The following is a 26,542-nucleotide window of genomic DNA, read 5'->3' on the forward strand; positions in this document are numbered from 1 at the left end:
TATGCACTACAAATTTGTGTGGGTACTACTTTCTATCACGTATAGGGTTGATGTGATGTTTTTCCAGATATGGATCAAAGGCTCCGTCACGTATTTCAGAAATAAATTGTTCTCTTGCGGTAGACTGTTTTTTAGTAAGTTTTGTATTGATTCTAGCCAAAAAGAGTTTTCCGATTTGGTTGCCAGGTAGGGGAATGGGGTTTTCGATGGTTCCGCCTAACGGGATGATCTCAAATTCATGTGGGAATGTTTTCATCATGTATCGCGCCAAATGATAAAACAGAATGCCTACATCTGCGTGATCGCTATAGATTAAATGCGGAACTTCGCGATGGTGAATACGTTTGCCTACGATCCATTTTTTGGTATTTTTTCCGAAGAGAGATTCAAATAGGTCAAGCGCTTTAGTTTCATTTCCATCATGTAGCGCCATGTGATAAATACTTTTTGCGTAATTCCCGAAGCTTCCGGGTTCTGAATATGGATTAGAAGTCGCCAGCACAACATCAGAACGCTCAAGATCCCAAAGTCTCTTGATATTCTTTGGATTTCCCTTTTTGACCAGTAGGACATTCCCGCGGTTCGTAAACAATGGGATAGGTTCACCAAAGATTATACTATCCTTCTTTAGGGCATTTATAACACCCTTAGGTCCCACAGCTATATGGGGCTGACATTGTAATGAAATGTTGGTATAGGTAAGTATGCTGTTGTTCGTTTGCTCCGGCGAAATAGGCGGACTCGTACTGAAATACCAATTCTGTAGGCCATACTTTGGGATAATGAAATCAAACCAAAAATCGGTTAGCGCCATGTGATAATTTCCAGAGGTGGAAAGGATCAAATCCATTGCCTCACAATCTTTGATTTGCATGTGGAGATCGTAAATACGATTGCTTGTAGGCTCTGTAAGATCAGGATTACCGGGATGGATATCCTGAGGCCAGGGAAGTAAATCTGGCTGATATAGGATTGGTCTTCCTTGAATAGGTGGAAGCTCTGTTTGTGTATACAAGGTAAATATTCCTAAACAAAGGATAAGTGCAGCAAGAATACTCTTAATGGACCACATGGTAATTTTTTGTGTGATATAAGTCAACTAATTTATCACTAATAGCCGAATTATTGTAGACTCCTGTATTTCAAAAATGTAGCCATCACTTCGGGACACACAAGTAGTTGAACTACAGCTAAATGAAGTCAAGTTATTTTAGTTTGTGTTTGCGGTATATATTGTTTCCCACATCTTCTTCTGTCTTCTAAAAAAGAGGCTTCCCATCATTCCCACTGCTCCTGTGGATACGCCAACTAACATGTAGAAAATGCCGTAGGAATTTTGAAGGTTTAACAGCATTGGTAGTCGCGTAAACAGTTCTGCTGTAAAAGCACAATACAATCCAATCACAGACCAGTACATCCAGGCTAGATGAGTGAGAACAGGATTTTTAGTGCTTTTTAGATAAAAAGGGAGCATTCCCAACACTAAGGTTATTGTACTTATGACGGCAAAAATATGTAATATTCCAAACGTATTATGAAGTCGATAGATCATAAATGCTGTTGCACAAACTATGAGCATTGCCACGGCATATACTCTTCCTATTCTCTTATGTAAACGTGTACCTTTAGTCTGAGTTAAGACAATGCTTCCTGTAAGTAAAGCGATAAAGGCGGCGAAGGTATGTATCCAACCAATTAAATCGTGTGGCATATTATCGTTTTGCCACAAATTTGGATTACTTAAAGCAGATCGCGAATTATTCCTGACTCAAGCGTTGAAATCATAAACTGAATTGTAAGGTATCAAACCTTAAAATTAACTTTACCCTTAACCTTAACGTTATGCATTAAGTAGTAATAACATTTCGCTGCATTAGTTTACCAGGAAATAATTGCTTCAAAAGTGTAGAGAAAACCCTACTCCATTAGAATTTGTAATGAGGTGTAATTGTGGCTTTACACTAAAGGTGTTTGTGGTACTTAGGGTCGCATTGTACATATCAACAGCTTCTTTTGCTTTTCTGTACGCGCTATTTGAAAGAGGTAGTGCCACAACAATTAAACCGCCGCCAATAGCCGCAAAAGTCCAATTTGGATCTCCGCCGCCTATTGCCGTTCCTAACGGGAAGCCTACCATCCCTCCTCCTGCGATACCCAGTATGGTAGCAAAGGTGTTACCATTTCTCGCTTTTTTTACTAAGGTGAAGGCCTGTTTATTACCTTCTACAAGATTTTGTAAGTCTTTTAACGAGAGCATTTTTCCATCTTGCTCAAATTGGTAACCACCAAACACTTTTTTAGATTCTATACGTTGGGCATAAAAAGTAGAACTTAAACAAAAGGTAAAAAGTAAAAGGACAATATTCTTTTTCATAGAGCGTAAACTATTTGAGTGTTTGATTTTAGCAGACGAAGATAAAAATCAATCCTTAATGATCAAAATAGTATTGTCTTCATAACTACCTTAATTTTTTTGGTCTGATCATTGAATTTACTTCCGTTTGTCATGGACAACCAAAACGGATATCCCGGTAGTAAGGCTTCGCCAAAAATCATTAATTCTGCATTAGCATTTCCTGCTTTTTCAATGGTCTGTGTTTTGTCTAACCAAATAGGCCCAATTTGAGCCATGGCAATTTTGAGGGGGTATTGCATACATCAATTTTAATTCGATACCGAAGCAATAAAACTATTGCAGAGCTGGGTAGCCGGGTTCATCATTTTATTGACCACGCAGATTACTCGTCTCAATAATCTGGTTCTTTTCATCATAAACTTTAACCACATTATCTTTAATGATTGCTTTATAGGTGCGATTTCCTTTTCGATCAAATTGGAGCCATTCGCCCTCAGGCTGTCCGTCATCATACGATTCTTGCTTGGAGACTTCGCCATTGCAATAATATGACATCCATTTATCTTGCTTCTTCCCGTTTACATAGATCTTTAAACGCTCTAATTGACCGTCTTTGTAAAAGTGTTTTTCTATAAGTCGATTTTTTTCATGTTTTTTGGTGTATATGATCTTACCGTTGTCCTTTGAGTACTTTATTTCATCATAGGGCAACTCATCTTTATAGGTAACTTCTCTTTTAAGGCTTCCGTTGTTGTAAAAAGATGTAAGCGAGATCGTTGCTCCTTGTTCTTTTAGAGAAAAGAAAGTTAAGACCCCGTCATCGTCAAAGTGACTCCACTTTCCATGTTCCTTTCCATTCTTATAAAAACCACTTCGGTATATGGTTCCATCATCTTTGTAGGTAATCCATTCGAAATTGAGATTATTTTCATCGATTAAGCGCCCTTTAGTATCGTAGCTTTCAATCCATTGATATACTCCACTGCCTTTTGCTTCCCCTATTTCAGCCTTTTTTCCAGATTTATGGTAGCGTTCTAGTTTACCTTCAAGATACCCCATATCATTATAAGTCGCTTTCTGAAAAAGTGTCCCGTTATCGTGAAAGATTTTCCATTCACCCCATAGTTTCCCGGCGGTATAAGAACCTTCTTCTTTTAACTCACCGTTGGAGTGATAGGTTTTCCAAGCGCCATCTTTCTTGCCTTTTTTATAGACACCTAAACTTTTAAGCGTTCCGTCCTTATAATATGTTTTACATGTTCCTGAACGCTCACCATCGTACCTATTATCGCAACGTTCTTTAAGCTGACCATTTGAATAATAGGTCTCATTTTCATCAAAAATGATGTCCTGAGCAGAACTGGTAGCTAAAGAACAAAAGAGCGCGATGAAAAGTATTACGAGGTTAACGTTTTTGATCATAAGGAAAATTTAAAAGACGAAGTAAATGTAGAGATTAAATCGTTTCTATTATCTATTATTTAGAAAATGAACGTAGTAAGTTTTAATTTTTCAAATCTGTTGATTCTGACTTGTATTAGTAAAAACTGCTTTTATTGGGCAAAATGATTCAAATCTGAACTTCTGCAATACCTCAGCAGTATAACTATTGTCAAGCGTGAGTAAACTACTCTTGTGTATTGGTAAAAGAAACTATTATTTGTCCAATCATTGCCCTATTTTTATCCCTTATGGATGCACTTAACCACATCATGTCCAAGTTCTCATCGTTTGCATGGGGATTGCCCTTGCTGATTCTTTTAATGGGTGGTGGTTTGTATCTGTTGATGTATTCTCTTTTTATCCCTTTTCGTTACCTCGGTCATGCGCTTCAGGTCCTGCGTGGTAAGTATGATGATCCCAATGATCCCGGAGAGATCTCTCATTTTAAAGCATTGAGTACCGCATTGGCCTCTACCATTGGGATGGGGAATATTGCCGGGGTCGCGTTGGCCATATCCATCGGCGGACCCGGAGCCATGTTTTGGATGTGGATGAGCGCTATTGTTGGTATGTCCACCAAATTTTTCACCTCGACCTTGGCTGTTCTATTCCGCGGTAAGGATAGCGCAGGGAATTTGCAAGGTGGCCCCATGTATTTTATTACTGAAGGATTAGGAAAACGATGGAAGCCCATGGCGGTACTCTTTAGCGCATTTGGCATGTTAGGAGCTTTGCCGGTGGTGAATGTAAATCAACTCAAACAGGCGATTAATGATATCGTGTTAATTCCAAACGGGATTGACGTAAACCTGCAAACAAATTTGGTTATCGCATTTATCTTAGTAGTGGTCACCACCATTGTTATTGTTGGAGGGCTCAATCGCATTAGCAGCATTGCGGCTAAACTCGTACCAAGTATGGTGGTGCTTTACTTTGTTCTGGTGTTAATCATTTTAGGCACGCATATTAAAAGCGTCCCGTACTATTTTTCACTCATCTTTACCGATGCTTTTTCAGCCGACTATCTGCCGGAAAGTGAATCTTTTTTGGGCGGAGTCTTAGGCGGACTGATTTTACTGGGAGTTCGCAGAGGAGCGTTCTCGAATGAAGCAGGAATTGGTACAGCTCCCATGGCCCATGGAGCAGCAAAAACAGCAGAACCCATTAGAGAAGGTTTGGTTGCCATGTTGGGTCCATTAATTGATACTATGGTGATTTGTACCTTAACCGCGCTGGCCATTTTAGTAACTGATGTTTGGGAAACCCAAGATGCAAATGGCGTAACCCTAACCGCCTTAGCCTTTTCTGAGGCACTACCCGGTGTAGGAGCGTATGCATTAATGCTCTGTGTGTTTGTCTTTAGCGTTTCTTCCTTGTTTTCATATTCGTATTATGGTACAAAATGCATGTCCTTCTTATTTGGGGTAAAACGTCAAAAACTTTATTTAATTCTTTACATAGGTAGCATTGTATTAGCTGCCACCACAGATTTCTCTGCGATGATCAATTTTATTGACGGGGTATTTGCCTTTATGGCGGTTCCTACCATGACTGCAACACTATTATTAGCACCAAAAGTTGTTACTGAAGCGAAGCGGTATTTTAAGCGGTTAGATGATTAAAAACGTACCGCAGCAGTACAAGTACTGTGGAGCAGGTGAATCACAATGGCAAATCATCAATGAAATTGTAAAAAATAGTAGACTATTTTTAATCTTTTAGATTATTTTTTCTCCTTGAAGCTATCGATCTCTAAATAGGTCTTATTATTAGGAATATATATAGTCCCAGTCCTAGTATCCATTATCACAGAAGATTCGTTAATCATGTACCTTCCTTTTGTGAATAATTGTAGAGAGTAATTAAAAATAACATACTTAATACTAAATAGAATACTAACTTGATTTTCTGATATTTATTCGTTCCTAGAAGTTTGTTATGTAAAGGATTATTTCTTATTTTAATAAATATAAAAGTTATATTATTGAATTATCACAATTCATCCAATTTTAAATTTTTTCTATATCTAAGGCACCAAAAACTGCTTTTCCCAATTCCCATCTTTTAACTCAAACAAAGCCCTAATATGATTGGGGCGTTTGAGGCGTAAATATTCAATCTTGGTGGGGTGCAACTCCATGATGGTAAAATAATGTTCGTCGCCATATTCGACTTGATCTGGATTTGAGATTGGCGTACCCGGGGGATTGGCAGTAGTGTAGTCTTTTTTAGATGTTTGCTGTATGCCGTTCCATTTCTTTTTGACATCAGCACCTTCTGTGTGTAAATGAATGGTTCCGCTTACTGTGATTTGATGTAGCTTTTTGGGATGGTAAAACAGGACACTCACCTGATTATGCTCCTTAATCTCATAGACCTTATTGCTGCGGTAATCGGTATAAAACCACAGGCAATTATCCATAATAGTTCTAAAGACCACGGTGCGTTGCTTGACCTCGCTTGCGTTTTTCAGGGTAGCAAAAGTGCAGTATTTAAAGGGGTGTTTGCGTTTGTGGCAGCCGTCCTGTAGTTCCTGCCAGGTAGTTTCAAATAGTTCGTCTAACATGCTTATTCAATTTCGTATTCCAGCCGCATGGTGATCGAAGCTGTTTTTTGTTTAGCCGTAGTGTTATACGCACCGCCCCAGCTAATGTCTTCACCACTGTTTTGCCCCAGGATTTGAAAAACTCCCATGCGGGCACTGTTGAGGTTGCCCAAGCTACTCCCGCTGTTTTCGGCAATCTTTTCAGCACGCAGTCGGGCATCTTCCGTCGCCTTAGAGATTAATTCGATCTTAAGATCGGCTATTTTAGTATAGTAGTACCGCGGCGGATAGGAGTTAAACTGAACTCCCTTGTTCAATAATTCGGTGACCTCTCGTGAAATCCCTTCGACTTTTTCGACATTGGTAGATTCTACCTTAATGGATTGGGTAAGGTTGTAGCCTCTAAAAATGCTTCCGACATAATTGCCATTATCGTATTGGTTATCGCTGCGTTCACTGGTTTGCACCGAGTTAAAGATGATGTTTTCAGCTTGGATTCCTTTCGCCATTAAATACTCTCGTACAATCTGTTTATCCCGGTTTAAATCCTCAAACGCCTGTTTTAAGTTGGAGTTAAAGCGATTAAAACTGCCTTCCCACACAATTAGATCAGATGTAAAATCTTTGCTTCCTAAGCCCGTAACATTGATATTACCTTCGGGATTTGAACGTGAGGTATAGGCGTTACCCATCAGATATGCCGCCCCTACAATGGCTAATGAAAAAATGATTGCGGTTAGGTATTTCATAATGTCCACAAATTGTTGAAACCTAAAGGTAGAAAAATATCCTGCCAGAGATAAATATCAACCTCAAATTTTTACTTTTGCCTATGCAAAATAATGTCCTTATTCTTGACTTTGGGTCGCAATACACCCAACTCATCGCAAGACGCGTGAGAGAACTCAACATTTACTGTGAAATCCACCCGTATCATAAGATTCCGGCAAACTTAGATCCCTTTAAAGCGGTGATCCTGAGTGGGAGTCCATTTTCAGTACGCAGCGATGATGCACCACACCCGGATTTATCGGCCATCAAAGGCAAAAAACCTTTGCTTGGTGTATGCTACGGGGCACAATACCTCGCTCATTTTTATGGTGGTAAGGTAGCGCCCAGTGCTACCCGCGAGTATGGGAGAGCCAATCTTTCTATTGTGAAAGATGAGGCCAAGCTTTTTGATGAGATTACAGAAAATACCCAAGTCTGGATGTCTCATAGTGATACCATCAAGGATTTGCCTGTCGGCGGAAAACGCTTAGCAAGCACCAGCGATGTGCTTAATGCCGCATATCGTATCGATGGGGAAGACACCTACGCAATACAATTTCACCCTGAAGTATACCATACCACCGAAGGAAAACGTTTACTCGAAAACTTTTTAGTGCACATTGCCGGGGTGGAGCAGTCCTGGACACCTGCTGCTTTTGTGGATACCACAGTTGAAGAACTCAAGCAAAAAGTAGGTGCCGATAAAGTAGTCTTAGGTTTAAGCGGCGGAGTAGATAGTACCGTGGCTGCCGTATTGCTACACAAGGCCATTGGCAAGAACCTCTATTGCATTTTTGTGAATAACGGATTGCTGCGTAAAGATGAGTTTGAAAGTGTACTGGATCAGTACAAAGACATGGGGCTGAATGTAAAAGGTGTAGATGCTTCGGCACGTTTCTTGAAAGCGCTGAAAGACGAAGCAGATCCGGAAGCAAAGCGTAAAGCGATTGGCAAAACATTTATAGAGGTCTTTGATGATGAAGCGCACGAAATTACCGATGTGACCTATTTAGCACAGGGAACGATTTATCCTGATGTGATTGAGTCAGTTTCGGTCAATGGACCATCGGTCACCATAAAATCGCATCATAACGTGGGAGGATTGCCCGATTTTATGAAGTTAAAGATCGTAGAGCCATTGCGTATGTTGTTTAAGGATGAGGTGCGACGAGTAGGAGCAGAGTTGGGGATAGATAAAACCTTATTAGGGAGACATCCCTTCCCGGGGCCAGGTTTGGCGATACGTATTTTAGGAGATATCACGGCAGAAAAAGTACGTATCTTGCAAGAGGTAGATGCCATTTTCATTAATGGATTGAGAGAATGGGGATTGTACGATAAGGTTTGGCAGGCAGGAGCGATTCTGTTGCCGGTGAACTCGGTAGGCGTGATGGGAGATGAGCGTACGTATGAAAAAGTAGTCGCGCTAAGGGCGGTAGAGTCCACCGATGGAATGACCGCAGACTGGGTGAATTTACCCTATGAATTTTTACAAAAAACCTCTAATGCGATCATCAATCGTGTGAAAGGTGTCAACAGAGTGGTATATGACATCAGTTCAAAACCACCCGCCACGATTGAGTGGGAATAAACAGTTAATACATGAGGAGTATAACCATCATTTGTTTTTTAATTCTGAGTTGGAGCATCCAGGCACAAGAATATAAAGCACATAAAGTTCAAGAAGGAGAAACCTTAGAGAGTATTGCCGCGCGATACGGCACCTCTGTCGCTGCGATTAAAAAGATCAATCCAGATGCGGCAAACCTTACCAAAAATTCGATTTTAGTCGTTGCTGATTACAGCGGGATGCAGCCAGACCCGGTCGACTTTGTGATGCACAAAGTAAAGCGAAAAGAAACGCTGTTTAGTTTGTCACAACGCTATAATGTGAGTCAGACCCTGATCAAAAAATACAACAAGCAGCTCTATGCTGAGAAGCTGCGAAAAGGAGACCGAATTCAGATTCCGGTGTATCCTAAGCCGGGTGAAGTTGTTGAGCGCCCTGGTCTGCCCGTTATCGATCCCATGGACGATAAGATTGCCACACATGTGGTTCAAATGAGTGAAGGTAAATTTGGCATTGCCCGTAAATACGGGATTAGTGTTGCGCAGCTCAATGCCATGAACCCCGGTGTGGGAGATGACTTAAAACCGGGTCAAAAATTGATTGTCACTAAAAATCCCACAGATAAAGCATCTATCCTAAAGGATCGCAGGTTCGCTTTTTATGAGGTGCAACCGTTAGAAAACTTTTTTCAGCTTACGCAGAAGTTTGAAATCACGCAGGACTCGCTCATTGCTTTAAATCCCTCCTTAACCGATGGTGTCAAAGCTGGCATGGTACTCAAAGTCCCTAATAATGAACTTTCTGCCGTTGGTTTTTTCTTTACAGATAATCCAATGGTTAATCTGGAAGATTCATTGACCAATAATCTGGTTAAAGAATTAGTGGTCATGCTTCCGTTTAATTTAGATCGTTCCTCTAAAGACTCTGTCAATCTAGAAGATCGATTTAAACGAGAACGTTTACTCAATTTATCCCTGGACTTCTATGAAGGGGTATTGATGGCGTTGGATTCTGCAAAACGAAATGGGATTTCGGTCAATTTGCAAACGTTTGACACCCAACAAGATTCAAGCAAGGTGGCTAATTTATTCAAGGCGAATGATTTTTCAAACGTTCAGGCCATCATAGGACCTTTGATGAATACGACTTTTGATGTTGCGGCCCGTCAAGCGGAAGCCTTGCAAATCCCGGTGTTCTCTCCATTAACCACTGCTACTATTGGAATGACACCTAATGTATTTCAAACCAGAACGATTGACAGCTTGATGGAAGTTAAGTTAATGAATCATCTGGACGATCGTACGGAAACAAAAAATGTGATCATCATCGCCGATAGCTCCGCCGAAGCTAAAAAGGAGCGTTTACTAACAAAATATCCTGTGGCTAAGGTGATTACACCTCGCGAAAACAGTTTTATCTATCAAACCGATTTGTCCAAAGAGCTGGTCGATGGGATGGAGAACTGGATTTTCATTGAGACCAACCAGGTTTCGCTCATTAGTAATGTGACCAGCTACCTCAATGCTTTGTCAGATAAATATAAAGCACAACTATTTACAACCGGGTACAATAGTTCATTTGAGAATGAAAATATTGATGCCAATCACCTGAGCAAGTTAAGATTTATGTTTGCCTCCATTAGTAAGCAGGTTTTAGATAATAAAACAGGCTCTTTTAACGCCGCTTATCTCAAACGCTTTGGAAAGATGCCGAGTCAATACGCGCTGCGTGGATTTGATATTACCTATGACGTACTGTTGCGTTTAGCGGCATTTGGTGATGTGTATTCTTCCGCCCATTCAGGAGCAAATACGTCGTACCTAAAAAGCGGGTTCTACTACGCCAAGCAGCCGATGGGAGGATATTACAATACATCTGCCTATCTTATTCAATATGAAGACGGACTTCAACTTAAACTTGTGGAATAAATGACATCAATTGTAGTGTATAATGGTGATTTACGTGCTACCTCTACGCACATTAAAAGCAACCAATCTTTTATTACAGATGCTCCTACCGATAATCACGGCAAAGGAGCAGCGTTCTCACCCACTGATACGGTAGCCACTGCGTTGGCAAGCTGTATGTTAACGGTTATGGGAATCAAGGCAAACGAGTTAGGAGTAGATCTTGTCAATACAAAAGCTGAAGTCACTAAAACCATGGCGTCTAATCCCCGAAGAATTTCACGCGTAGAGGTGCTGATCACGTTTCCAGATACATATTCCCAAAAAACAAAGAAGATGTTAGAACAAACCGCCAAAACTTGCCCTGTGCTTAACAGCCTACATCCAGAGATGGAGAAAGTGGTGAGGTTTGCCTACAGCTAAGAGTAAAATATTCAAAATTTCAAAAACAATGTCACGGAATACAATTCCGCGCTATCTGTTTTTATTATTTATGACTTCTGTCCAGCGCCTTTTGCTTTCGATAATTCTATATTATACATATTAATTATTTACACGCCGTTAGCGCGGATTTGCAATCCGCGTAGTGGTGAACTACTAGTTTGTGACAAAGTCGCAGAACGCAATTATACATCCTCTTTTATTGCTAGCGCGGATTTGTAATCCGTGCAATAGCATTATATGGTTATTTTGTATTTACAACTAGAAAATGTTTAAAACCTCTACTTGGAGTGGATAACTTAGCGAAGCATAATTGCGCGCAGAGCTAAAGTAATAGTCTTCAGGATAGGCTACTATTTTTTCAACTACCGGATTTTGATGAATATAGTTTAGCTTCTGTTTTATAAACCAATTTGACGTCGTTACTTCTGCGTGATAACCATTTTGCCAAACTTTATAGGTTTGATCTCTTTTTAAATGATCACACGCTTTTTTGAATAATGGCAACATCCATTCTTTTCTGCTTTCAGGTTCGTTAAGTATATTCTCAATAATTTTCTTCTCCGTAAATTTTTTGAAATCTTTCATGATATCAGACAGTAGAACTCCATTAATTCCCTTACATAGCAGATGAAGATGGTTTGACATAAGACAGTACGCATAAATTTCTAGTTCTTTGTGTTTTTGACAGTAGTCCAAAGAATTTATGATGGCGTATTTTTGGTTCAATCGTGTAAACACGTCAATCCACTCAACTGTAGTGATTGTGATAAAGTAAGCGGTATCTGTCTCTGTAGCTTTGTATTTAGTGGACATAGAAACAAGTTTTTTTAATTGCACGCGCGGAATACAATTCCACGCCATGAAAATGCAATTCTGCGCTATCAAAGTAAATTTTTGATTGCACGGAATATAATTCCGCGCCATCAAATTCCGCGCCATCAAATTCTGTACTACAATGATCAGTTTACCAAAGATTCTCAACCTTTGTTTTAGCCTCTTCAAAATCAGCGACCATATCTTGTATAATTTGACCGGCAGGTTTGATGTCGTGTATGAGTCCGCTGATTTGACCAATTTCCAGTTCACCTTCTTCTAAGTCTCCTTCAAACATGCCTTTTTTAGCTCTGGCACGTCCTAATAATTTTTTGAGGTCATCTGTACTGGGAGATTTGGTGTAGAGGTCAATCACATCTTCAAAAAACTTATTTTTTAGCATTCGCACGGGAGCGAGTTCTTTTAGCGTAAGTGCGGTGTCTCCTTCTTTGGCATCAACTACCAATTGCTTAAAGTTAGGGTGTGAAGAAGCTTCTTCACTGGCAACAAAGCGGCTTCCTACCTGGACGCCTTCGGCACCAAGAATCATGGCCGCCAGCATGCTTCTTCCGGTAGCGATACCTCCGGCTGCAATCAACGGAATGCTGATTTGTTCTGCCACCATAGGGATGAGCGTAAAGGTAGTTGTCTCTTCTCTGCCATTATGACCGCCGGCTTCAAAACCTTCGGCAACGACCGCATCAACCCCGGCTTCCTGAGCTTTAAGTGCAAATTTTACACTGCTCACCACGTGAACAACGGTAATACCCTTAGATTTAAGATGATTCGTCCAGGTTTTAGGATTTCCTGCACTGGTAAATACGATTTTCACCTCTTGATCTATAATAATTTTCATGAGTTCCTCAATATCAGGATAGAGTAGAGGAACATTCACTCCAAAAGGTCGATCAGTCGCTTTTTTACATTTTTGAATGTGCTCTTTGAGAACATCAGGATACATGGAACCGGCACCGATAAGACCTAGTCCACCCGCATTGCTCACTGCACTGGCTAATCGCCAGCCGCTGGCCCAGATCATTCCACCCTGGATAATGGGATAATCAATATTAAAAAGCTGTGCAATTCTGTTATTTTTCATGACGGACTAAAATAGCTAAAAAACAACCAAATTGTCTAAGCATAATAGGTTTTACTACGATTTTATCAGCTTGAAGGTATTTGAGGTAGAATTACCTTTGATGGTCACTAGATATAACCCACTTGCCATCCTTGAAAGATCCATACTAGAAGTAGCTGGGGATAGCTGGTGTTGCATTACTTTTCTTCCACCCTGATCAAGTATTGTAATCTCAGCATTTAGAATGTTTGCAGGAAATTGAATGTGCAGTTCATGTTGAGCGGGATTAGGATAAATTCCAAACTGAAGGTCTGCTAGTGCTTCTTGTACGTTTAATTGAGTCAAACCGGCTAAGGCAGCTTCAAAATCAGGAATGCCGTAACCCATTTCATTACTTGGAGTTGTGAATAGTGAACCAGATTCACGCAGAATCTGCATGATCTGGGCATTGGTTGCTTGAGGATAGGCTTGCCATAAACAAGCTATAGCGCCAGCCATTATGGGAGAGCTCATTGAAGTACCGTTTACAAAACTTACTGTCCCGTCTTGATTGATGACAGCTGCTCCCGCTCCCTGCGCCATAACATCTGGTTTAATCCTACCGTCTACTGTAGGTCCAATTGAACTAAAGGATGCGTAATTTCCATCTTCATCTACTGCACCAATACTCATTACTCCGGGTGAGTCAGCCGGGGTTCCAACAAAGGTAAATCCATTACCATCATTCCCGGCAGAGGTGACCAAAAGCATTCCTTTATCAAAGGCGTGATTTGCTCCACGTGCGGCAAAGGTAGTTTGACCATCCAAATCTTCATAACTGTGATCGTAGGCGGGGTTGTCATAATCCTGATATCCTAATGATGTATTGACTACATCCACGCCCAGGCTATCTGCTCGCTCAAGTGCTTCGACCCACCAGGCTTCTTCAACGGGTACTTCGGTAGGAGCAAATTCTGTTCTAAATAAGTAGTAGGAAGCCTGCGGAGCTGTACCCACAAATTCACCCGGGAGTAAGGCTGCAGCATCACTTAGGGTTATGGTTCCATGAGAACCCGTTCCGGTCACGTCCTCTTGTCGTAACGCAAAATCATAGGTGCCCAGCAGTTTATTTTGGTCAATGAGATGAGAAAATGCCTGAATCGTTTGAACGTTTGGAAAACCACTATCTAAAAATGCAATCACCATTCCGTCGCCGGTATAATCCTCTTGATGTAGCGTTTGTGCATTTAACTGTAGGATTTGATTGGCAGCATCGCCATAGTCATAGACCGTTTTTGATAGATTTTCTTCCTGAAAAAATTTATTTTCTTCGGAAAACAATATCTTGGTGACCGCATTTAAGTCTTTGTTTGCATATTCAATACTAGAAACAAACGACTGATTGAGCAAGTTATCAATAGCTGAAAACGTTCCCTGAACATAGACACAATTCATCCATTTGGATTTCGCTAAAACGTTAATGCCTGAAGCATTTTTTATCTGCTGAATATACGTCTCATTAACCGGAACATCTCGCTCATCAATACTAATATTATGAAGTTGCTTTCTATCCAGCGCTTCCTGAGTTAAGATACTTATAGGGTTGTTTATAGAAGCCTGCACATCTTCTTTATCGGTAAAGAACACCCATGCATCCTGAGTTTGTGCATGTGTGAACCATGTTATACTTAAAACAAAAAGAATGGTAAATGACCTCATAAAATAGTATTACGAAATTACTCCTGATCCAATTAGTTCGTCCCCTTGATACCACGCGACAAACTGACCTTCTGTAATCGCAGATTGGTGTTCTTTAAAAATCACATACAATCCGTGTTGTGTTTGATGCAAGCTTGCTTCTTGCAGAGGTTGTCTGTATCTAATCCTGGCATTGACTTTCATGTACTCATCAGTATCTAAACGTAAATCCTCTCTCACCCAATGAATTTCATGTGGCTTTACAAAAAGGCCCTTACGCAATAACCCGGGATGATCTTTTCCCTGCCCGGTGTAGATGATATTTTGATCCACATCAGTTTCAATCACAAAAAGAGGCTCTGGCGTTCCACCTACTGCCAGGCCTTTACGTTGTCCTTTGGTAAAAAAGTGAGCTCCCTGATGGGTTCCAACAACCTGACCATCTTCCGGATGGTAAGAATATTTTTGTGCGATAAAGGCTAAACGTTCTTCAGCCGACTTAAAATCAGGTTCGTTTACCTCAAACACTTCTTGTTGTGCAGGGATTTCAATAATCTGCCCTTTCTTCGGGGTTAATTGTTGTTGTAAAAAATCGGGAAGTCGCACTTTACCAATAAAACAAAGTCCCTGACTATCTTTTTTATCTGCGGTTATTAAATCTTGTGCTGCCGCAATTTTACGAACCTCACTTTTTTGTAATTCGCCAATGGGGAAGAGGGTTTTTGCCAATTGCTCTTGAGATAATTGACATAAGAAATAAGATTGGTCTTTATTCGAGTCTCTACCTGCGAGTAGGCGATGAATAGTGTTGCCGTCTTTTTCTACACTATCTTTTTGGCAATAATGACCTGTAGCAACATAATCAGCCCCTAAGGACAAAGCGATCTTGAGGAATACATCAAATTTAATTTCACGATTACAGAGTACATCTGGGTTGGGAGTTCTTCCGTTTTTATACTCATTAAACATATAATCTACGATGCGTTCTTTGTATTCTGCGCTTAAGTCCACAGTTTGAAAGGGAATGCCCAACTTTTCGGCCACCAGCATCGCATCATTGCTATCATCTAACCAGGGACATTCATCGCTTATGGTGACAGATTCATCGTGCCAGTTTTTCATAAAAAGGCCGATCACCTCATAGCCCTGTTCTTTTAAAAGATACGCCGCTACACTGGAATCTACTCCGCCACTTAAACCTACAATTACTCGTTGCATGGTGCAAAATTACGAAATATGTAGAAGCCGTTAGGACGGGCTTATATTATTTTAGCGTGGCGAGATAGAAATACTTGATGACGGCTAGTCTGATTTTTCTATTTTACCTGACGGAAGCGGAAACTTTTTCTCTTTTACCACCTTTCCATCTTTATAATACTGCCAAATACCATGCTTTTTATTGTTTTTGTAATTACCGGAAGATGATTTGCTGCCATCAGCATTATAGTAGATGGTCTCGCCATGTAGTTGACCCTTATCGTAGGTAAATACTTTAACCAATGTTCCCTGGTCATTATACATATTAGATACGCCGTGTAGGTTGCCGTTGAGGTAATTGCTTTTTTCGGCGATTTTCCCGTTAGGGAAGTAAGTGATTTGAAAACCATTGAGTTGACCATTGGTATATTCTTCGGTCATCATAACAGTGTTACCATCCTCATGATAATAGGTCCAGGTGCCCGTACGTTGTTTACCCTCTAGCAGACCTTCGCTTATCTTATGTCCATTTTGCGCCAGATAAATTTGCGTAGCACGGTTGGAGTCTATGCTAAAAATGGTAAGTGCCGAAGGGTACCGTGTATTTGGTTTATAAAATTTAAAGGTATCTACTTCTTTGCCGTGTCTAAAGGTTCCTTCATATCGAATTTGGTCACTATTTTCATAGGTTTTCTTCCAATATCCATGACGCTGACCCTGGGCATCAAACTGGTTAAGTTTAACAGTTTGAGCACTGGAAACCAAGGAAAATAGCCATAAAACAAGAATGTGTTTAATCATTTTAACTAAATATTAAACAAACTACATCGTTGTAGTTGTATTTTTGAGGTGAACAAATTTTTAAACTCAAAACAATGAATTTTATTTCAAAAGTACAAAGAATTGCCCTTGCGGCAATGATCGTACTAGGTGCTGCGGCATGTAGTGACGATGATGACAACGGAAATGTGATTGACAATGAATTGACAATTACAGAAATCGCAGTTGGCGATCCAGCTAATTTTTCTTCTTTAGTGGCAGCGCTCCAACGTGTTAATTTGGCAGCTACTTTAGATGATGAAGGTGCTCAGTATACTGTGTTTGCACCAACCAATGCTGCTTTTGAAGCTTTTTTTCAAGCAGATAACGGTGTTAGTAGTTTAGATGATTTATCTGATGAACAACTAACGGCAGTTTTATTAAACCACGTGGTATCAGGCGAGTCTTTTGAAGCAGATTTATCTCCTGGATACATTAACACCTTATCAACAGTAGATTTAGATGGTGACGATGATGATAGCGATGAAGTAAACTTAAGTCTTTATGTAAATACAGATGGAGGGGTTACTCTAAATGGAGGTCCTGCAGTTTCTCAGGCTGATGTAAATGCCAGTAATGGTGTAATCCATGTGATTAATGGGGTTATAGATTTACCAACGGTGGTTACATTTGCAGCCGCTGACCCTACTTTCAACACCTTAGAAACTGCTTTACAAGCCGATGATTCATTTAATTTTGTCACTACTTTAAGTGGAAATGGACCTTTTACAGTATTTGCTCCAACTGATGACGCATTTGGATTGTTAATCGACGAACTAGGTCTTGAAAACGGTCTTGATGATGTAGATACAGATGATTTAGCTAATATTTTATCTTATCATGTAGTTTCTGGTGCAAATGTCCGTGCAGAGGATATTACTGATGGACAAATTGTTACAACATTAAATGGTAACTTTACTATTAGTTTGGAAAGTGGTTCTCCTGTGATAACTGATTTTGCTAATAGAGAAACTAACATTGTCGCTACGAACGTACAGGCAAGTAATGGTGTGATTCATGCCGTAGGACGTGTATTAGTTCCAGATGTGGACCTAGAAGATTAATTTAAGTAAAGTAAAAATTTAAAAGGCTGCCATTTGACAGCCTTTTTTTATGACTTAAAATAAAATCTTACTTCTTTTTTTTCTCTGCTAACTTCTTTTGCTGTTCTGCCTGCTCCATCATGGTTTGCATTTTCTTGGCAAATCGGTTTGTCTTTTTGGGCTTCTTTTTATTCTCTTCAATCTTAGCCAGAATTTTTTGATCGTCTATAATGTAATATTTGATGACTAACATGATCCCAATTGAGATCAAGTTCGATACAAAATAATACAGGGATAATCCACTGGCGTAATTATTAAAGAAGACCAACATGAATACAGGGGATAAGTACATCAAGAACTTCATGTTTGGCATCCCGGGTTGTTGTTGGGCTTGCATATTTTGCCCGGTGGTCATTTGCATGTACACTAAAATGGCAAGAGCCGCCAGAATAGGAAATAAACTCACGTGATCTCCATAAAACGGGATATTGAATGGAAGCTCAGCAATCGTATCGTAACTGGATAAATCTTCGGCCCATAAAAAAGGTTTTTGACGCAACTGAAATGCACTGGGAAAAAACTGAAACAAGGCATAAAACACGGGAATCTGCATCAAGGCCGGTAAACATCCACTCATAGGACTGGCGCCGGCTTTGCTGTACAGCTTCATAGTTTCCTGCTGCTTTTTCATCGCATTATCCTTGTACTTTTCACTGATCTCGTTAATCTCTGGCTTTAAGACTTTCATCTTTGCCTGAGATAAAAAAGATTTATACTGTACCGGAGATAACACAATCTTGGTCAAAATGGTCATGACGATAATGGCTATACCATACGGCATAAAACCGCCTAAAAAGCCAAATAATGGAATAAACACATGACGGTTAATCCATCCAAAAATTCCCCATCCCAGTGGCACTACTTCATCCAAGTTACGGTCGTAGGCATTTAATATCTCATAATCAGAAGGACCGTAATACCAATTCATGCTCTGATTGATTTCTCCGCCCTTTACCTTTAACGGCATGGTGGCAGAAAAAGCTTTGGTGTACAGCGTGTCCACATCTTCATCTTGTACTAAATCTTTAGAAACGAATTTTCCACGCTCCAGCGGAGTATCAGAAAGTAGGATTGAAGTAAAAAAGTGTTGTTTAAAGGCGACATACGTGATATCGATATCTTCCTGCTCTTTATATTCACTTAAGCCAGTGTAATCGTCTTTACCATCTTCATATTCGTAGATGATTTCAGTATAGCGGTTTTCGTACGAAATACTCTTGGCATGTCGATACCCCTTAAGATTCCAGTCTAAAATGGCATTTTCGTTTTGCAATACATTCTCTAATCCTTTAGAACGTATGCTAAAATCCAGCATATAGTCACCGGGTTTAATCTCATAGCGATACTCCAAATATTCATTTCCACCGGTTTTCAGCCTCATCGAAAGAACCTCATTATCTCCGGAAGTGCTCAGACTGGGTTCAAAATATAAATTTGAGGTATTTAAGGTGCGATTATCTGTCGTTTTTAAGGTAAGATTAAAATTAGCATTACCATCTTTGATGAGGTATACTGGTAGCGAATCGTAGGTTTTAAACGGCTTGATCTTTGCCTCCACAATTTGTCCTCCCTTATTACTTATTTTAAGCTGAAGCACATCATTTTCAAGCGTAGTCGTTTTATCTGCTGCCGAAGCAAGTGTTGCCGAATATCCAAAGGCTCCTAATTCTTGTACCACTTTTACCACTGAAGCTGAGTCGGTTGCCTGTGTCATGGCTTCAGGTGCTTTATCGGCTTCGGTTATGACGGGAGTTTTCTCCTCTTTTTCGACTTGTTCCTGGGTTGCTTCATTTGCAGCAATTTCTTCCGCCGTAGGCTGATTTTGCCAGAGCATGAATAATAAAATTGCTCCGATTAAGATAAAACCTATGATTGAATTGGTGTCTAACTTTTTTTCTTCCATGCGTTCTTTCGGGCTTGACCCAAAATAGTTTAATGAACTACTTGTGTAGTGTATTGATTAGGTGTTCTATAGCGCTTAAGGTAACCTTAAGGCTAAAAATCCTGCGAATATATTAAAACCTTGTCTTTTTTAGCTTGTTGCGCTGTTAAACGTTACAGCAATTCCCCGTCCATCTTTAGGATTAGTGCCAAGATGGCATTATTTTTTTTTTGTATGTTTTTTTGCAGCCCCAACAAATTGAACAAAGAGGGGGTGAGGACTAGCCACGGTACTCTTATATTCCGGGTGATACTGTACGCCAATAAACCAGGGATGAGAAGGTATTTCAATAACTTCTACCAATCCCGTTTTTGGGTTGATTCCTGTGGCTTTTAGGCCAGCATCAGTGAGTTGATCTTTATAGGAATTATTGTATTCAAAGCGGTGGCGGTGACGTTCTTTAATGTTTTTTTCGCCGTATACCTCATGGATTAAACTGTTTTCCTTTAGTGTGCAATCCCAAGAACCCAATCGCATGGTACCACCCTTAGTGGTAATTTGCTTTTGATCCTCCATAATATCAATGACAGGATGTGGCGTTTCGGGATCCATTTCGGTTGAGCTGGCATCTTTTAATCCTAAAACGTTTCGGGAGAATTCAATGACTGCCATTTGCATCCCCAGGCAAATCCCTAAAAATGGAATGTTGTTCTCACGGGCATATTGTACTGCCTTTATTTTACCTTCAATTCCACGTTCACCAAATCCGGGAGCGACTAAAATTCCGTCTAAATGGGCGATACGCTTTGAGATAGTCTCTTCGTCAATATGTTCAGAATGAATACGTTCAAGATGAACTTTTACCTCATTGGCAGCGGCGGCATGATTAAAGGATTCTATGATGGATTTATAGGAATCTTGTAATTCTACATATTTGCCTATTAATCCAATTGAAACTTCTTGTTTGGGATTTTTATACCGCGATAAAAATTCATTCCAGCGCTTAAGATCTGGTTCGTTTTTAGCTTGAAGCCCCAGTTTTTTGAGTGTGATGGTATCCAGTCCTTCTTCTAACATTAGATTAGGCACTTCATAAATCGTGCTGGCATCAATCGATTGAATCACCGCTTCTTTACGCACATTGCAAAAGAGCGCCAACTTTTGACGTAAGTCATCGCTTAATTCGTGTTCTGTACGACAAACCAGAATATCAGCACTTACTCCACTTTCCATCAAGGTTTTTACACTGTGCTGAGTGGGTTTGGTTTTAAGTTCACCCGCAGCAGACAAATAGGGAATAAGGGTCAAATGAATAACAAGTGCATTGTCTTCGCCCAATTCCCATTTTAATTGACGCACAGCTTCTACGTAGGGGAGTGACTCAATATCACCCACAGTACCGCCAATTTCTGTAATGACAATATCATAATCACCGCTATTGCCTAAGATTTGGATGCGTTCTTTAATTTCGTTGGTAATATGAGGTACGACTTGTACCGTTTTACCCAAAAAATCGCCCCGGCGTTCTTTTTCAATCACGCTTTGATAAATTCTACCGGTGGTCACATTATTGGCTTGTGAGGTGTTGACGTTTAAAAAACGTTCATAATGACCAAGGTCAAGATCAGTTTCGGCGCCATCTTCAGTAACATAACATTCACCGTGTTCGTAAGGATTTAATGTTCCCGGATCCACGTTAATGTAGGGGTCCAGTTTTTGAATAGTCACCCTGTAGCCTCTGGCCTGTAAGAGTTTAGCCAGGGATGCCGCGATAATTCCTTTACCAAGTGATGATGATACCCCGCCCGTAACGAAGATGTACTTTATATCAGCCATGAAGAGTGATTTTTTGCTGTCTTTACGGGGCGTAAAATTACCAAAAATTCCCGAAGCTATGGCACATTTCGGGATTAATCTCGCAAGGTTCTCAAAATATGTTCTAGTCCGTTGACTTTAAGTTCTAAGACTTGAAGCAATTGATCTCCTAGTTTTCCCTTTGGGAAGCCTTTTTGTCTGTACCAGATGAGATAGGCTTCTGGTAAGTCGCTTAGGTATCTGTTTTTAAACTTACCAAAAGGCATTTTAGCATTTGCTAAATCTATGAGATATTGTTTATCCAAGTCCATGAGAAAAGAAAGATACATTTTTTGGTCAGAAACAAAAGCGCGTTTATATTTACATCGCTATGAAAGGTAAAAAGGGAAATGGTTTTTTAGCTGAAGTACATCCGGTACTACCTGTATGGGACGTCATGGAGGCGCTTCAGTTTTATGTTGAAAAACTCAACTTTGACATAGGTTTTGTAGATGATGAAAAGAATCCGCGTTATGCCGGGGTGGTGAGAGATGGTATAGAACTGCATTTGCAATGGCACGACAAATCTGAATGGGATAATGGTATGGATCGTCCTCTACTTAGAATCCTTACCCAAAAAATTAAGCTACTCTATGAAGAATATAAATACGCCGGAGTCTTTCACGAGTATACCAACTTAGAAGAAACTGACTGGGGAACACTGGAGTTTTCTTTTTATGATCCCTTTAAAAATGCATTGATTTTTTATCATGGGCTGTAAGGGTTCAAGGTTTGAGGTTCAATGTTCAATGTTTTCTTGTGTATGCTCGTCATAACCTTTATTTACTCGATAGAGAATTTGGCTATTTGATTTTGAGTTATAATAAGGCTTTGTGAACCTTTGTGTCATCTTAGGAGGTTCTTTGTGGAATAGAATTTTCGAGTTCAATTTCAAGTTCGCAAGAACATCCCCCTGATTTGCTACGGCAAATCTTTCCCCCTTCAAAGGGGGAATAATTTGATTTCAAGTCCAAGTTGGCAAAGCGCTTATTCGCGTTTTCGCTGGACTTCGTAGAAATAAAGCTCCCGACCTAGTTGGGCTAGAAACGGAATTCCGATTTCTTCGTATTCGTAGCTATTGTCATTAAAGATTCTGTTTTCATTGACCAGCATGGTGGCTGAAAGTAAAAAAGAAATATTTCGCTGTGTATCTAAAATATAGGCGGTTTCACTCAACGTGCCATAGGCGTAACCTACTTTGTTGTAGATTTTAATATGATCAGGGATATCGTCCTTTTGATCGCCAAAAAGAAAAAACTTGACGTAACTATCATAATATTCTTTTCTATCATACCCTAACTCATAGGGGAGTGTACGCATTGCATCCATAAGAAATTGCCGTTGTTCTTTAGTAAGCTTAAGTTGCTGATCTTTTGAAAAGGCTTCCGGAAAGAATAACCGCTTCATCAAATTATGCTGTTCTTCAAGCGGGAAGTAATTTTTTTTTGAAAAATCCATCGGCATATTGATCAGACTATCATTTTGCATAAAGCCGATTCCTTTTTTGATCTTTTCCGTCTTGAGCGGAATAATTTTAGCCGCAGTTTTTGCTTTTATTCTAACGGTATCACTTTGAGCATAGAAAATTAGTTCGCGGTGTATCGAATCTGCTGCGTTTGCCGTAGAGAGTCTGTGATGAATGCGCGTATTCGTAAGTCCTAATTCTCTAAATCGTTGATTGATATGATCTCGACCTAAAAATTCGTACAATCGATTATAGGCTTTATTATCACTCACTGCGAAGATTTTTTTAATATCCTCTTTAATGGTATGGGTCAACGAATCACCATTGATGCGATAGGGTGTATCTTTAGAAATTGTAGGTAAGTTTGCCAGTTTTTCCAATGCAAAGAGCGCAATAGGGAACTTTACAGTGCTGGCGGGATAAAAGTAATGGTCATCATTAAGATGAAATGTGTAGTCTGTAAAATTAAGGTCACCAGCCGTGCTGTCTATTTTGGTATAAAAGAGCTGTAATTCATATTTTTTATAAGCTTCATCTTTAGGATTATCTGGTCGCATTACCCTATAGATAGCTTTTTCGTTCGACAGTAAGGAATAGGCTAGCGGGTCTTGTGGTTCTGTAGCGCAACTGCATAGTAAAAGAATTACACTTAATACAATACTATTTTTCATAAGATATGTGCTCATTTGGCGGGTACAAAATACGTTAATACGCTCAAAATATTGAGGATTCTTTATGAGCTAAAATCTGTTGGATTGTCTGCTATCCATTATTTTTGAAAAAAATTAGAATATGCTTGCGTTATTTCCATTACAGTCTGTCGTTTTTCCCGGTGAGCGTCTGCCATTGCACATCTTTGAGGATCGCTATCAACAGCTCATTAAGGATTGTGAGGAGGATGGAATCAACTTTGGTATCCCAACCTTTATTAATAACAAATTGGAATACGGTACGCTGGTTGAGCTTAAAGAAGTGGTCAATCGCTATGAAGATGGTCCCAGTGATGTGATTTGTAATGGTATAAAAGTGTTTAAAGTAAATACTTTTTATGAAACAATGCCTGGTAAACTATACGCTGGTGGAGAGGTAACATTTCAAGAAAATATCGAGGATGGCACGCCCGATAAACAGGCTCATTTCTATGAGTTGATTTTAAAACTGTATCAGGCATTAGAGCTTCCTAAACCTGCGATTGAAGTCAATGAACTCACCAGTTTTTCGTTATCTCATAAAATTGGTTTGTCCCTGGAGCAGGAATATAAATTGTTAAGCATTACTAGTGAGGCGGTAAGAATTGATTTTTTAATTCACCATTTAATTGTAGTTATTCCTATGATTAAACAGCTTAATCGCATGAAAGAAGTGATCCAAATGAACGGACATTTTAAAAATTTTGACCCATTAGATTTTAAAGAGTTTAAAGTTTAAACAAAGTTGTATGCGGTATTGCGCTTACGCGGAAAATATTACGTAAAACAAATACAAAATAGTACATTTGTCGGCATAAACGATGTACCAAAAACCTAAGAATGAATTTACACGAATATCAAGGGAAAGAAATTTTGAACAGCTTTGGCGTGCGCATCCAGCGCGGAAAAGTAGCAAGTACAGCTGCCGAAGCAGTCAAAGCAGCTAAAGAACTTACTGAAGAAACCGGCACAGGATGGCATGTGATCAAAGCACAAGTGCATGCTGGAGGTCGCGGAAAAGGTGGTGGTGTAAAGCTGGCTAAAAACTTAGAGCAAGTTGAAGAAATTGCAGGTCAAATCATAGGGATGGATTTGGTTACACCTCAAACTCCGCCAGAAGGTAAGCGCGTGCATCAGGTTTTGGTGGCAGAAGATGTATATTATCCTGGGGACAATGAACCCGAAGAATATTACATGTCGGTGCTGTTAAACCGTGCTACAGGTAAAAATATGATTATGTATTCAACCGAAGGTGGAATGGATATTGAAACGGTTGCAGAAGAGACTCCGCATCTTATTTTTACAGAAGAGATTGACCCGGGAGCAGGATTGCTGCCATTCCAAGCACGTAAAGTAGCCTTCAATCTAGGCTTAAGTGGAACAGCGTTTAAAGAAATGACCAAGTTTGTTCAGGCACTATACACGGCATTTGTTAAGGCTGATGCGTCTTTATTTGAGATCAACCCCGTACTTAAAACAAGTGATGACAAAATCATGGCGGTTGATGCAAAAGTATCTCTTGATGAAAATGCACTCTTTAGACACAAGGACTACGCAGAAATGCGTGACATTAGAGAAGAAAACCCAACCGAAGTTGAAGCTAAAGCTGTTGGTCTAAATTATGTAGACCTGGACGGTAACGTGGGATGTATGGTAAACGGTGCAGGTTTAGCCATGGCAACCATGGATTTAATTAAGCAAGCAGGTGGAGAACCTGCAAACTTTTTAGACGTAGGTGGAACCGCCGATGCTAAACGTGTAGAAGAAGCCTTTAGAATCATCTTGAAAGATGATGGTGTAAAAGCTATTTTAATCAATATTTTTGGTGGTATTGTACGTTGTGATCGTGTAGCACAAGGGGTGGTAGATGCCTATAAGAATATGGGCAACATCAGTGTGCCGATTATTGTGCGTTTGCAAGGAACCAATGCAGATATCGCGAAAGAAATTATCGATAACAGTGGATTGGATGTGCACAGTGCCGTACAATTTCAAGAAGCAGCTGATAAGGTACAAGAGGTGTTGGCATAATACCTTTTCTAAATTTTATATTAAAAGAGATCATAGGCAACTATGGTCTCTTTTTTTTAGGAAAATCTTCAAATAGGAGATATAAATTTCACATTTAGTTTACATAACACTGCTCATTTGTATATAGTTTAGTTGAAAATATAAATCATGAAAAAAATAACTGTTTTATTATTATTCCTGCTTTTTAGCGGGATTATTCTAGCGCAGAGTACTAAGATAGGTATTCGCGTGGGAGGAAATTTAAGTAATCAAAAAATTGAAAATGAAGGGTTTGATTTTTTTAATATTGATTACGATACAGAATCGTTAATAGGCTGGCAGGCTGGATTGTTTATTAATAGCAGTATTAATGATGCCATTTCTATTCAGCCAGAACTACTTATAGCCAGAAAGGGATATCAATATGACGATAATGGTATAGAGGTTACCGTCGATCCGCTATATATTCACCTCCCGGTGCCGATACTGGTCAATTTAAACGTATCTGAACTTGATTTTTTCATAGGAGCAGGTCCTTACCTGAGTTATGGTATCGGTGGTGAAGGAGAATTTGAGGGTTCATTAGGTGATTTTGATTTAGTCACAAATGGTGATATAGAATGGGGTGATGACAGCGATGATACGTATCGACCCTTTGATGCAGGCGCTGTATTTACTGCAGGTTTTAATGTGACAGAAAAAGTACAGGTAAATGTATCGTATGAACTGGGTTTACGTAATATACAGGCAAATGGTGATAGTGACAATGAGGTGCGCAATCGATCTTTTTTAGTAAACTTAGGTTATTTTATCAACTAATCAATTCAGTACAATTCATTGAAAAAGCCCGGCAACGGGCTTTTTTTATGTTACTAGAAGGATATCCGTTTAGAGATAGGTAATTTTTCGTATTTTTCGA

At 39.7% G+C, this 26,542-nt stretch carries 25 protein-coding genes; 9 read left to right on the forward strand and 16 right to left on the reverse strand.

Annotation, left to right across the window (positions count from 1 at the left end):
• Positions 1–25 precede the first annotated feature (25 nt).
• From ABD000_RS06200 to ABD000_RS06220, 5 genes are all read right to left on the reverse strand, one after another.
• A complete protein-coding gene (locus tag ABD000_RS06200; RefSeq protein WP_343764905.1) occupies positions 26–1,072 on the reverse strand; it encodes a molybdate ABC transporter substrate-binding protein in 1,047 nt (348 codons plus the stop codon).
• A 138-nt stretch (positions 1,073–1,210) separates the two neighbouring features.
• The gene (locus tag ABD000_RS06205; protein WP_343764906.1) at positions 1,211–1,711 is read right to left on the reverse strand and encodes a DUF2306 domain-containing protein; all 501 of its coding nucleotides are present in this window, start codon (positions 1,709–1,711) and stop codon (positions 1,211–1,213) included.
• 186 nt (positions 1,712–1,897) lie between these two features.
• On the reverse strand, positions 1,898–2,374 hold the full coding sequence (locus ABD000_RS06210) for a hypothetical protein (protein ID WP_343764907.1): 477 nt from the start codon (positions 2,372–2,374) through the stop codon (positions 1,898–1,900).
• Positions 2,375–2,436: 62 nt separating this feature from the next.
• Positions 2,437–2,655 carry a hypothetical protein gene (locus tag ABD000_RS06215; RefSeq protein WP_343764908.1) on the reverse strand — a complete coding sequence of 73 codons (219 nt, stop codon included), beginning with the start codon at positions 2,653–2,655 and terminating at the stop codon, positions 2,437–2,439.
• A 67-nt stretch (positions 2,656–2,722) separates the two neighbouring features.
• Positions 2,723–3,778 carry a toxin-antitoxin system YwqK family antitoxin gene (locus ABD000_RS06220; RefSeq protein ID WP_343764909.1) on the reverse strand — a complete coding sequence of 352 codons (1,056 nt, stop codon included), beginning with the start codon at positions 3,776–3,778 and terminating at the stop codon, positions 2,723–2,725.
• A 269-nt stretch (positions 3,779–4,047) separates the two neighbouring features.
• Here ABD000_RS06220 and ABD000_RS06225 point away from each other — a divergent pair, with 269 nt between their 5' ends.
• Positions 4,048–5,421: an alanine/glycine:cation symporter family protein gene (locus ABD000_RS06225; protein WP_343764910.1), complete on the forward strand. Its 1,374-nt coding sequence runs from the start codon at positions 4,048–4,050 to the stop codon at positions 5,419–5,421.
• Positions 5,422–5,825: 404 nt separating this feature from the next.
• Here ABD000_RS06225 and ABD000_RS06230 read toward each other — a convergent pair whose 3' ends face one another.
• Both ABD000_RS06230 and ABD000_RS06235 read right to left on the reverse strand, forming a co-directional pair.
• Positions 5,826–6,365, reverse strand: coding sequence for a pyridoxamine 5'-phosphate oxidase family protein (locus ABD000_RS06230; protein ID WP_343764911.1), 540 nt, complete (start codon positions 6,363–6,365; stop codon positions 5,826–5,828).
• A gap of 2 nt (positions 6,366–6,367) precedes the next feature.
• Entirely contained in the window at positions 6,368–7,093 is a 726-nt protein-coding gene (locus tag ABD000_RS06235) for an SIMPL domain-containing protein (protein WP_343764912.1), read from the reverse strand.
• A gap of 83 nt (positions 7,094–7,176) precedes the next feature.
• Here ABD000_RS06235 and guaA point away from each other — a divergent pair, with 83 nt between their 5' ends.
• From guaA to ABD000_RS06250, 3 genes are read left to right on the forward strand one after another with little or no spacing between them, the layout of a single operon-like run.
• Positions 7,177–8,706, forward strand: coding sequence for a glutamine-hydrolyzing GMP synthase (gene guaA / locus ABD000_RS06240; protein ID WP_343764914.1), 1,530 nt, complete (start codon positions 7,177–7,179; stop codon positions 8,704–8,706).
• 11 nt (positions 8,707–8,717) lie between these two features.
• Entirely contained in the window at positions 8,718–10,613 is a 1,896-nt protein-coding gene (locus tag ABD000_RS06245; RefSeq protein ID WP_343764915.1) for an amino acid ABC transporter substrate-binding protein, read from the forward strand.
• Positions 10,614–11,015, forward strand: coding sequence for an OsmC family protein (locus ABD000_RS06250; RefSeq protein WP_343764916.1), 402 nt, complete (start codon positions 10,614–10,616; stop codon positions 11,013–11,015).
• 279 nt (positions 11,016–11,294) lie between these two features.
• Here ABD000_RS06250 and ABD000_RS06255 read toward each other — a convergent pair whose 3' ends face one another.
• The 5 genes from ABD000_RS06255 to ABD000_RS06275 all read right to left on the reverse strand — a co-directional run bounded on the left by ABD000_RS06255 (position 11,295) and on the right by ABD000_RS06275 (position 16,602).
• The gene (locus tag ABD000_RS06255) at positions 11,295–11,849 is read right to left on the reverse strand and encodes an REP-associated tyrosine transposase (protein WP_343765093.1); all 555 of its coding nucleotides are present in this window, start codon (positions 11,847–11,849) and stop codon (positions 11,295–11,297) included.
• A gap of 151 nt (positions 11,850–12,000) precedes the next feature.
• Complete coding sequence (locus ABD000_RS06260) at positions 12,001–12,948, reverse strand: NAD(P)H-dependent flavin oxidoreductase (protein ID WP_343764917.1); 948 nt, start codon at positions 12,946–12,948, stop codon at positions 12,001–12,003.
• 54 nt (positions 12,949–13,002) lie between these two features.
• Positions 13,003–14,625, reverse strand: a complete 1,623-nt coding sequence (locus tag ABD000_RS06265) for a S8 family serine peptidase (RefSeq protein WP_343764918.1) — start codon at positions 14,623–14,625, stop codon at positions 13,003–13,005.
• Positions 14,626–14,634: 9 nt separating this feature from the next.
• Positions 14,635–15,822, reverse strand: a complete 1,188-nt coding sequence (gene mnmA / locus ABD000_RS06270; RefSeq protein ID WP_343764919.1) for a tRNA 2-thiouridine(34) synthase MnmA — start codon at positions 15,820–15,822, stop codon at positions 14,635–14,637.
• Positions 15,823–15,906: 84 nt separating this feature from the next.
• Positions 15,907–16,602, reverse strand: coding sequence for a hypothetical protein (locus ABD000_RS06275; RefSeq protein WP_343764920.1), 696 nt, complete (start codon positions 16,600–16,602; stop codon positions 15,907–15,909).
• 74 nt (positions 16,603–16,676) lie between these two features.
• Between ABD000_RS06275 and ABD000_RS06280 the strand changes: the two genes are divergently transcribed.
• On the forward strand, positions 16,677–17,684 hold the full coding sequence (locus ABD000_RS06280; protein WP_343764921.1) for a fasciclin domain-containing protein: 1,008 nt from the start codon (positions 16,677–16,679) through the stop codon (positions 17,682–17,684).
• A gap of 67 nt (positions 17,685–17,751) precedes the next feature.
• Here the strand turns inward: ABD000_RS06280 and yidC are convergent, their stop codons facing one another.
• The 3 genes from yidC to ABD000_RS06295 all read right to left on the reverse strand — a co-directional run bounded on the left by yidC (position 17,752) and on the right by ABD000_RS06295 (position 21,749).
• A complete protein-coding gene (gene yidC, locus ABD000_RS06285; RefSeq protein ID WP_343764922.1) occupies positions 17,752–19,626 on the reverse strand; it encodes a membrane protein insertase YidC in 1,875 nt (624 codons plus the stop codon).
• A gap of 198 nt (positions 19,627–19,824) precedes the next feature.
• On the reverse strand, positions 19,825–21,441 hold the full coding sequence (pyrG, locus tag ABD000_RS06290) for a CTP synthase (protein WP_343764923.1): 1,617 nt from the start codon (positions 21,439–21,441) through the stop codon (positions 19,825–19,827).
• A 74-nt stretch (positions 21,442–21,515) separates the two neighbouring features.
• Positions 21,516–21,749 carry a DUF3820 family protein gene (locus ABD000_RS06295; protein ID WP_343764924.1) on the reverse strand — a complete coding sequence of 78 codons (234 nt, stop codon included), beginning with the start codon at positions 21,747–21,749 and terminating at the stop codon, positions 21,516–21,518.
• Positions 21,750–21,790: 41 nt separating this feature from the next.
• On the opposite strand from ABD000_RS06295, the gene ABD000_RS06300 reads away from it, so the two are divergent.
• Positions 21,791–22,180 (forward strand): glyoxalase superfamily protein, encoded by a 390-nt coding sequence (locus ABD000_RS06300; RefSeq protein WP_343764925.1) that lies wholly within the window; start codon positions 21,791–21,793, stop codon positions 22,178–22,180.
• A gap of 266 nt (positions 22,181–22,446) precedes the next feature.
• Here the strand turns inward: ABD000_RS06300 and ABD000_RS06305 are convergent, their stop codons facing one another.
• A complete protein-coding gene (locus ABD000_RS06305; protein ID WP_343764927.1) occupies positions 22,447–23,595 on the reverse strand; it encodes a serine hydrolase in 1,149 nt (382 codons plus the stop codon).
• A 121-nt stretch (positions 23,596–23,716) separates the two neighbouring features.
• Between ABD000_RS06305 and ABD000_RS06310 the strand changes: the two genes are divergently transcribed.
• The 3 genes from ABD000_RS06310 to ABD000_RS06320 all read left to right on the forward strand — a co-directional run bounded on the left by ABD000_RS06310 (position 23,717) and on the right by ABD000_RS06320 (position 26,442).
• Positions 23,717–24,352 carry an LON peptidase substrate-binding domain-containing protein gene (locus ABD000_RS06310; protein WP_343764929.1) on the forward strand — a complete coding sequence of 212 codons (636 nt, stop codon included), beginning with the start codon at positions 23,717–23,719 and terminating at the stop codon, positions 24,350–24,352.
• Positions 24,353–24,453: 101 nt separating this feature from the next.
• A complete protein-coding gene (gene sucC / locus ABD000_RS06315) occupies positions 24,454–25,644 on the forward strand; it encodes an ADP-forming succinate--CoA ligase subunit beta (RefSeq protein WP_343764930.1) in 1,191 nt (396 codons plus the stop codon).
• A 147-nt stretch (positions 25,645–25,791) separates the two neighbouring features.
• Entirely contained in the window at positions 25,792–26,442 is a 651-nt protein-coding gene (locus ABD000_RS06320; protein WP_343764932.1) for a porin family protein, read from the forward strand.
• Positions 26,443–26,542 lie beyond the last annotated feature (100 nt).

The sequence above is a fragment of the Gangjinia marincola genome (assembly GCF_039523415.1).
In the GTDB taxonomy this organism is placed as follows: domain Bacteria; phylum Bacteroidota; class Bacteroidia; order Flavobacteriales; family Flavobacteriaceae; genus Gangjinia; species Gangjinia marincola.

Coding starts and splice junctions, on each gene's coding strand:
- ABD000_RS06200 (WP_343764905.1), bottom strand. CDS start 1,072: ATGTGGTCCATTAAGAGTATTCTTGCTGCACTTATCCTTTGTTTAGGA.
- ABD000_RS06205 (WP_343764906.1), bottom strand. CDS start 1,711: ATGCCACACGATTTAATTGGTTGGATACATACCTTCGCCGCCTTTATC.
- ABD000_RS06210 (WP_343764907.1), bottom strand. CDS start 2,374: ATGAAAAAGAATATTGTCCTTTTACTTTTTACCTTTTGTTTAAGTTCT.
- ABD000_RS06215 (WP_343764908.1), bottom strand. CDS start 2,655: ATGCAATACCCCCTCAAAATTGCCATGGCTCAAATTGGGCCTATTTGG.
- ABD000_RS06220 (WP_343764909.1), bottom strand. CDS start 3,778: ATGATCAAAAACGTTAACCTCGTAATACTTTTCATCGCGCTCTTTTGT.
- ABD000_RS06225 (WP_343764910.1), top strand. CDS start 4,048: ATGGATGCACTTAACCACATCATGTCCAAGTTCTCATCGTTTGCATGG.
- ABD000_RS06230 (WP_343764911.1), bottom strand. CDS start 6,365: ATGTTAGACGAACTATTTGAAACTACCTGGCAGGAACTACAGGACGGC.
- ABD000_RS06235 (WP_343764912.1), bottom strand. CDS start 7,093: ATGAAATACCTAACCGCAATCATTTTTTCATTAGCCATTGTAGGGGCG.
- guaA (WP_343764914.1), top strand. CDS start 7,177: ATGCAAAATAATGTCCTTATTCTTGACTTTGGGTCGCAATACACCCAA.
- ABD000_RS06245 (WP_343764915.1), top strand. CDS start 8,718: ATGAGGAGTATAACCATCATTTGTTTTTTAATTCTGAGTTGGAGCATC.
- ABD000_RS06250 (WP_343764916.1), top strand. CDS start 10,614: ATGACATCAATTGTAGTGTATAATGGTGATTTACGTGCTACCTCTACG.
- ABD000_RS06255 (WP_343765093.1), bottom strand. CDS start 11,849: ATGTCCACTAAATACAAAGCTACAGAGACAGATACCGCTTACTTTATC.
- ABD000_RS06260 (WP_343764917.1), bottom strand. CDS start 12,948: ATGAAAAATAACAGAATTGCACAGCTTTTTAATATTGATTATCCCATT.
- ABD000_RS06265 (WP_343764918.1), bottom strand. CDS start 14,625: ATGAGGTCATTTACCATTCTTTTTGTTTTAAGTATAACATGGTTCACA.
- mnmA (WP_343764919.1), bottom strand. CDS start 15,822: ATGCAACGAGTAATTGTAGGTTTAAGTGGCGGAGTAGATTCCAGTGTA.
- ABD000_RS06275 (WP_343764920.1), bottom strand. CDS start 16,602: ATGATTAAACACATTCTTGTTTTATGGCTATTTTCCTTGGTTTCCAGT.
- ABD000_RS06280 (WP_343764921.1), top strand. CDS start 16,677: ATGAATTTTATTTCAAAAGTACAAAGAATTGCCCTTGCGGCAATGATC.
- yidC (WP_343764922.1), bottom strand. CDS start 19,626: ATGGAAGAAAAAAAGTTAGACACCAATTCAATCATAGGTTTTATCTTA.
- pyrG (WP_343764923.1), bottom strand. CDS start 21,441: ATGGCTGATATAAAGTACATCTTCGTTACGGGCGGGGTATCATCATCA.
- ABD000_RS06295 (WP_343764924.1), bottom strand. CDS start 21,749: ATGTATCTTTCTTTTCTCATGGACTTGGATAAACAATATCTCATAGAT.
- ABD000_RS06300 (WP_343764925.1), top strand. CDS start 21,791: ATGAAAGGTAAAAAGGGAAATGGTTTTTTAGCTGAAGTACATCCGGTA.
- ABD000_RS06305 (WP_343764927.1), bottom strand. CDS start 23,595: ATGAAAAATAGTATTGTATTAAGTGTAATTCTTTTACTATGCAGTTGC.
- ABD000_RS06310 (WP_343764929.1), top strand. CDS start 23,717: ATGCTTGCGTTATTTCCATTACAGTCTGTCGTTTTTCCCGGTGAGCGT.
- sucC (WP_343764930.1), top strand. CDS start 24,454: ATGAATTTACACGAATATCAAGGGAAAGAAATTTTGAACAGCTTTGGC.
- ABD000_RS06320 (WP_343764932.1), top strand. CDS start 25,792: ATGAAAAAAATAACTGTTTTATTATTATTCCTGCTTTTTAGCGGGATT.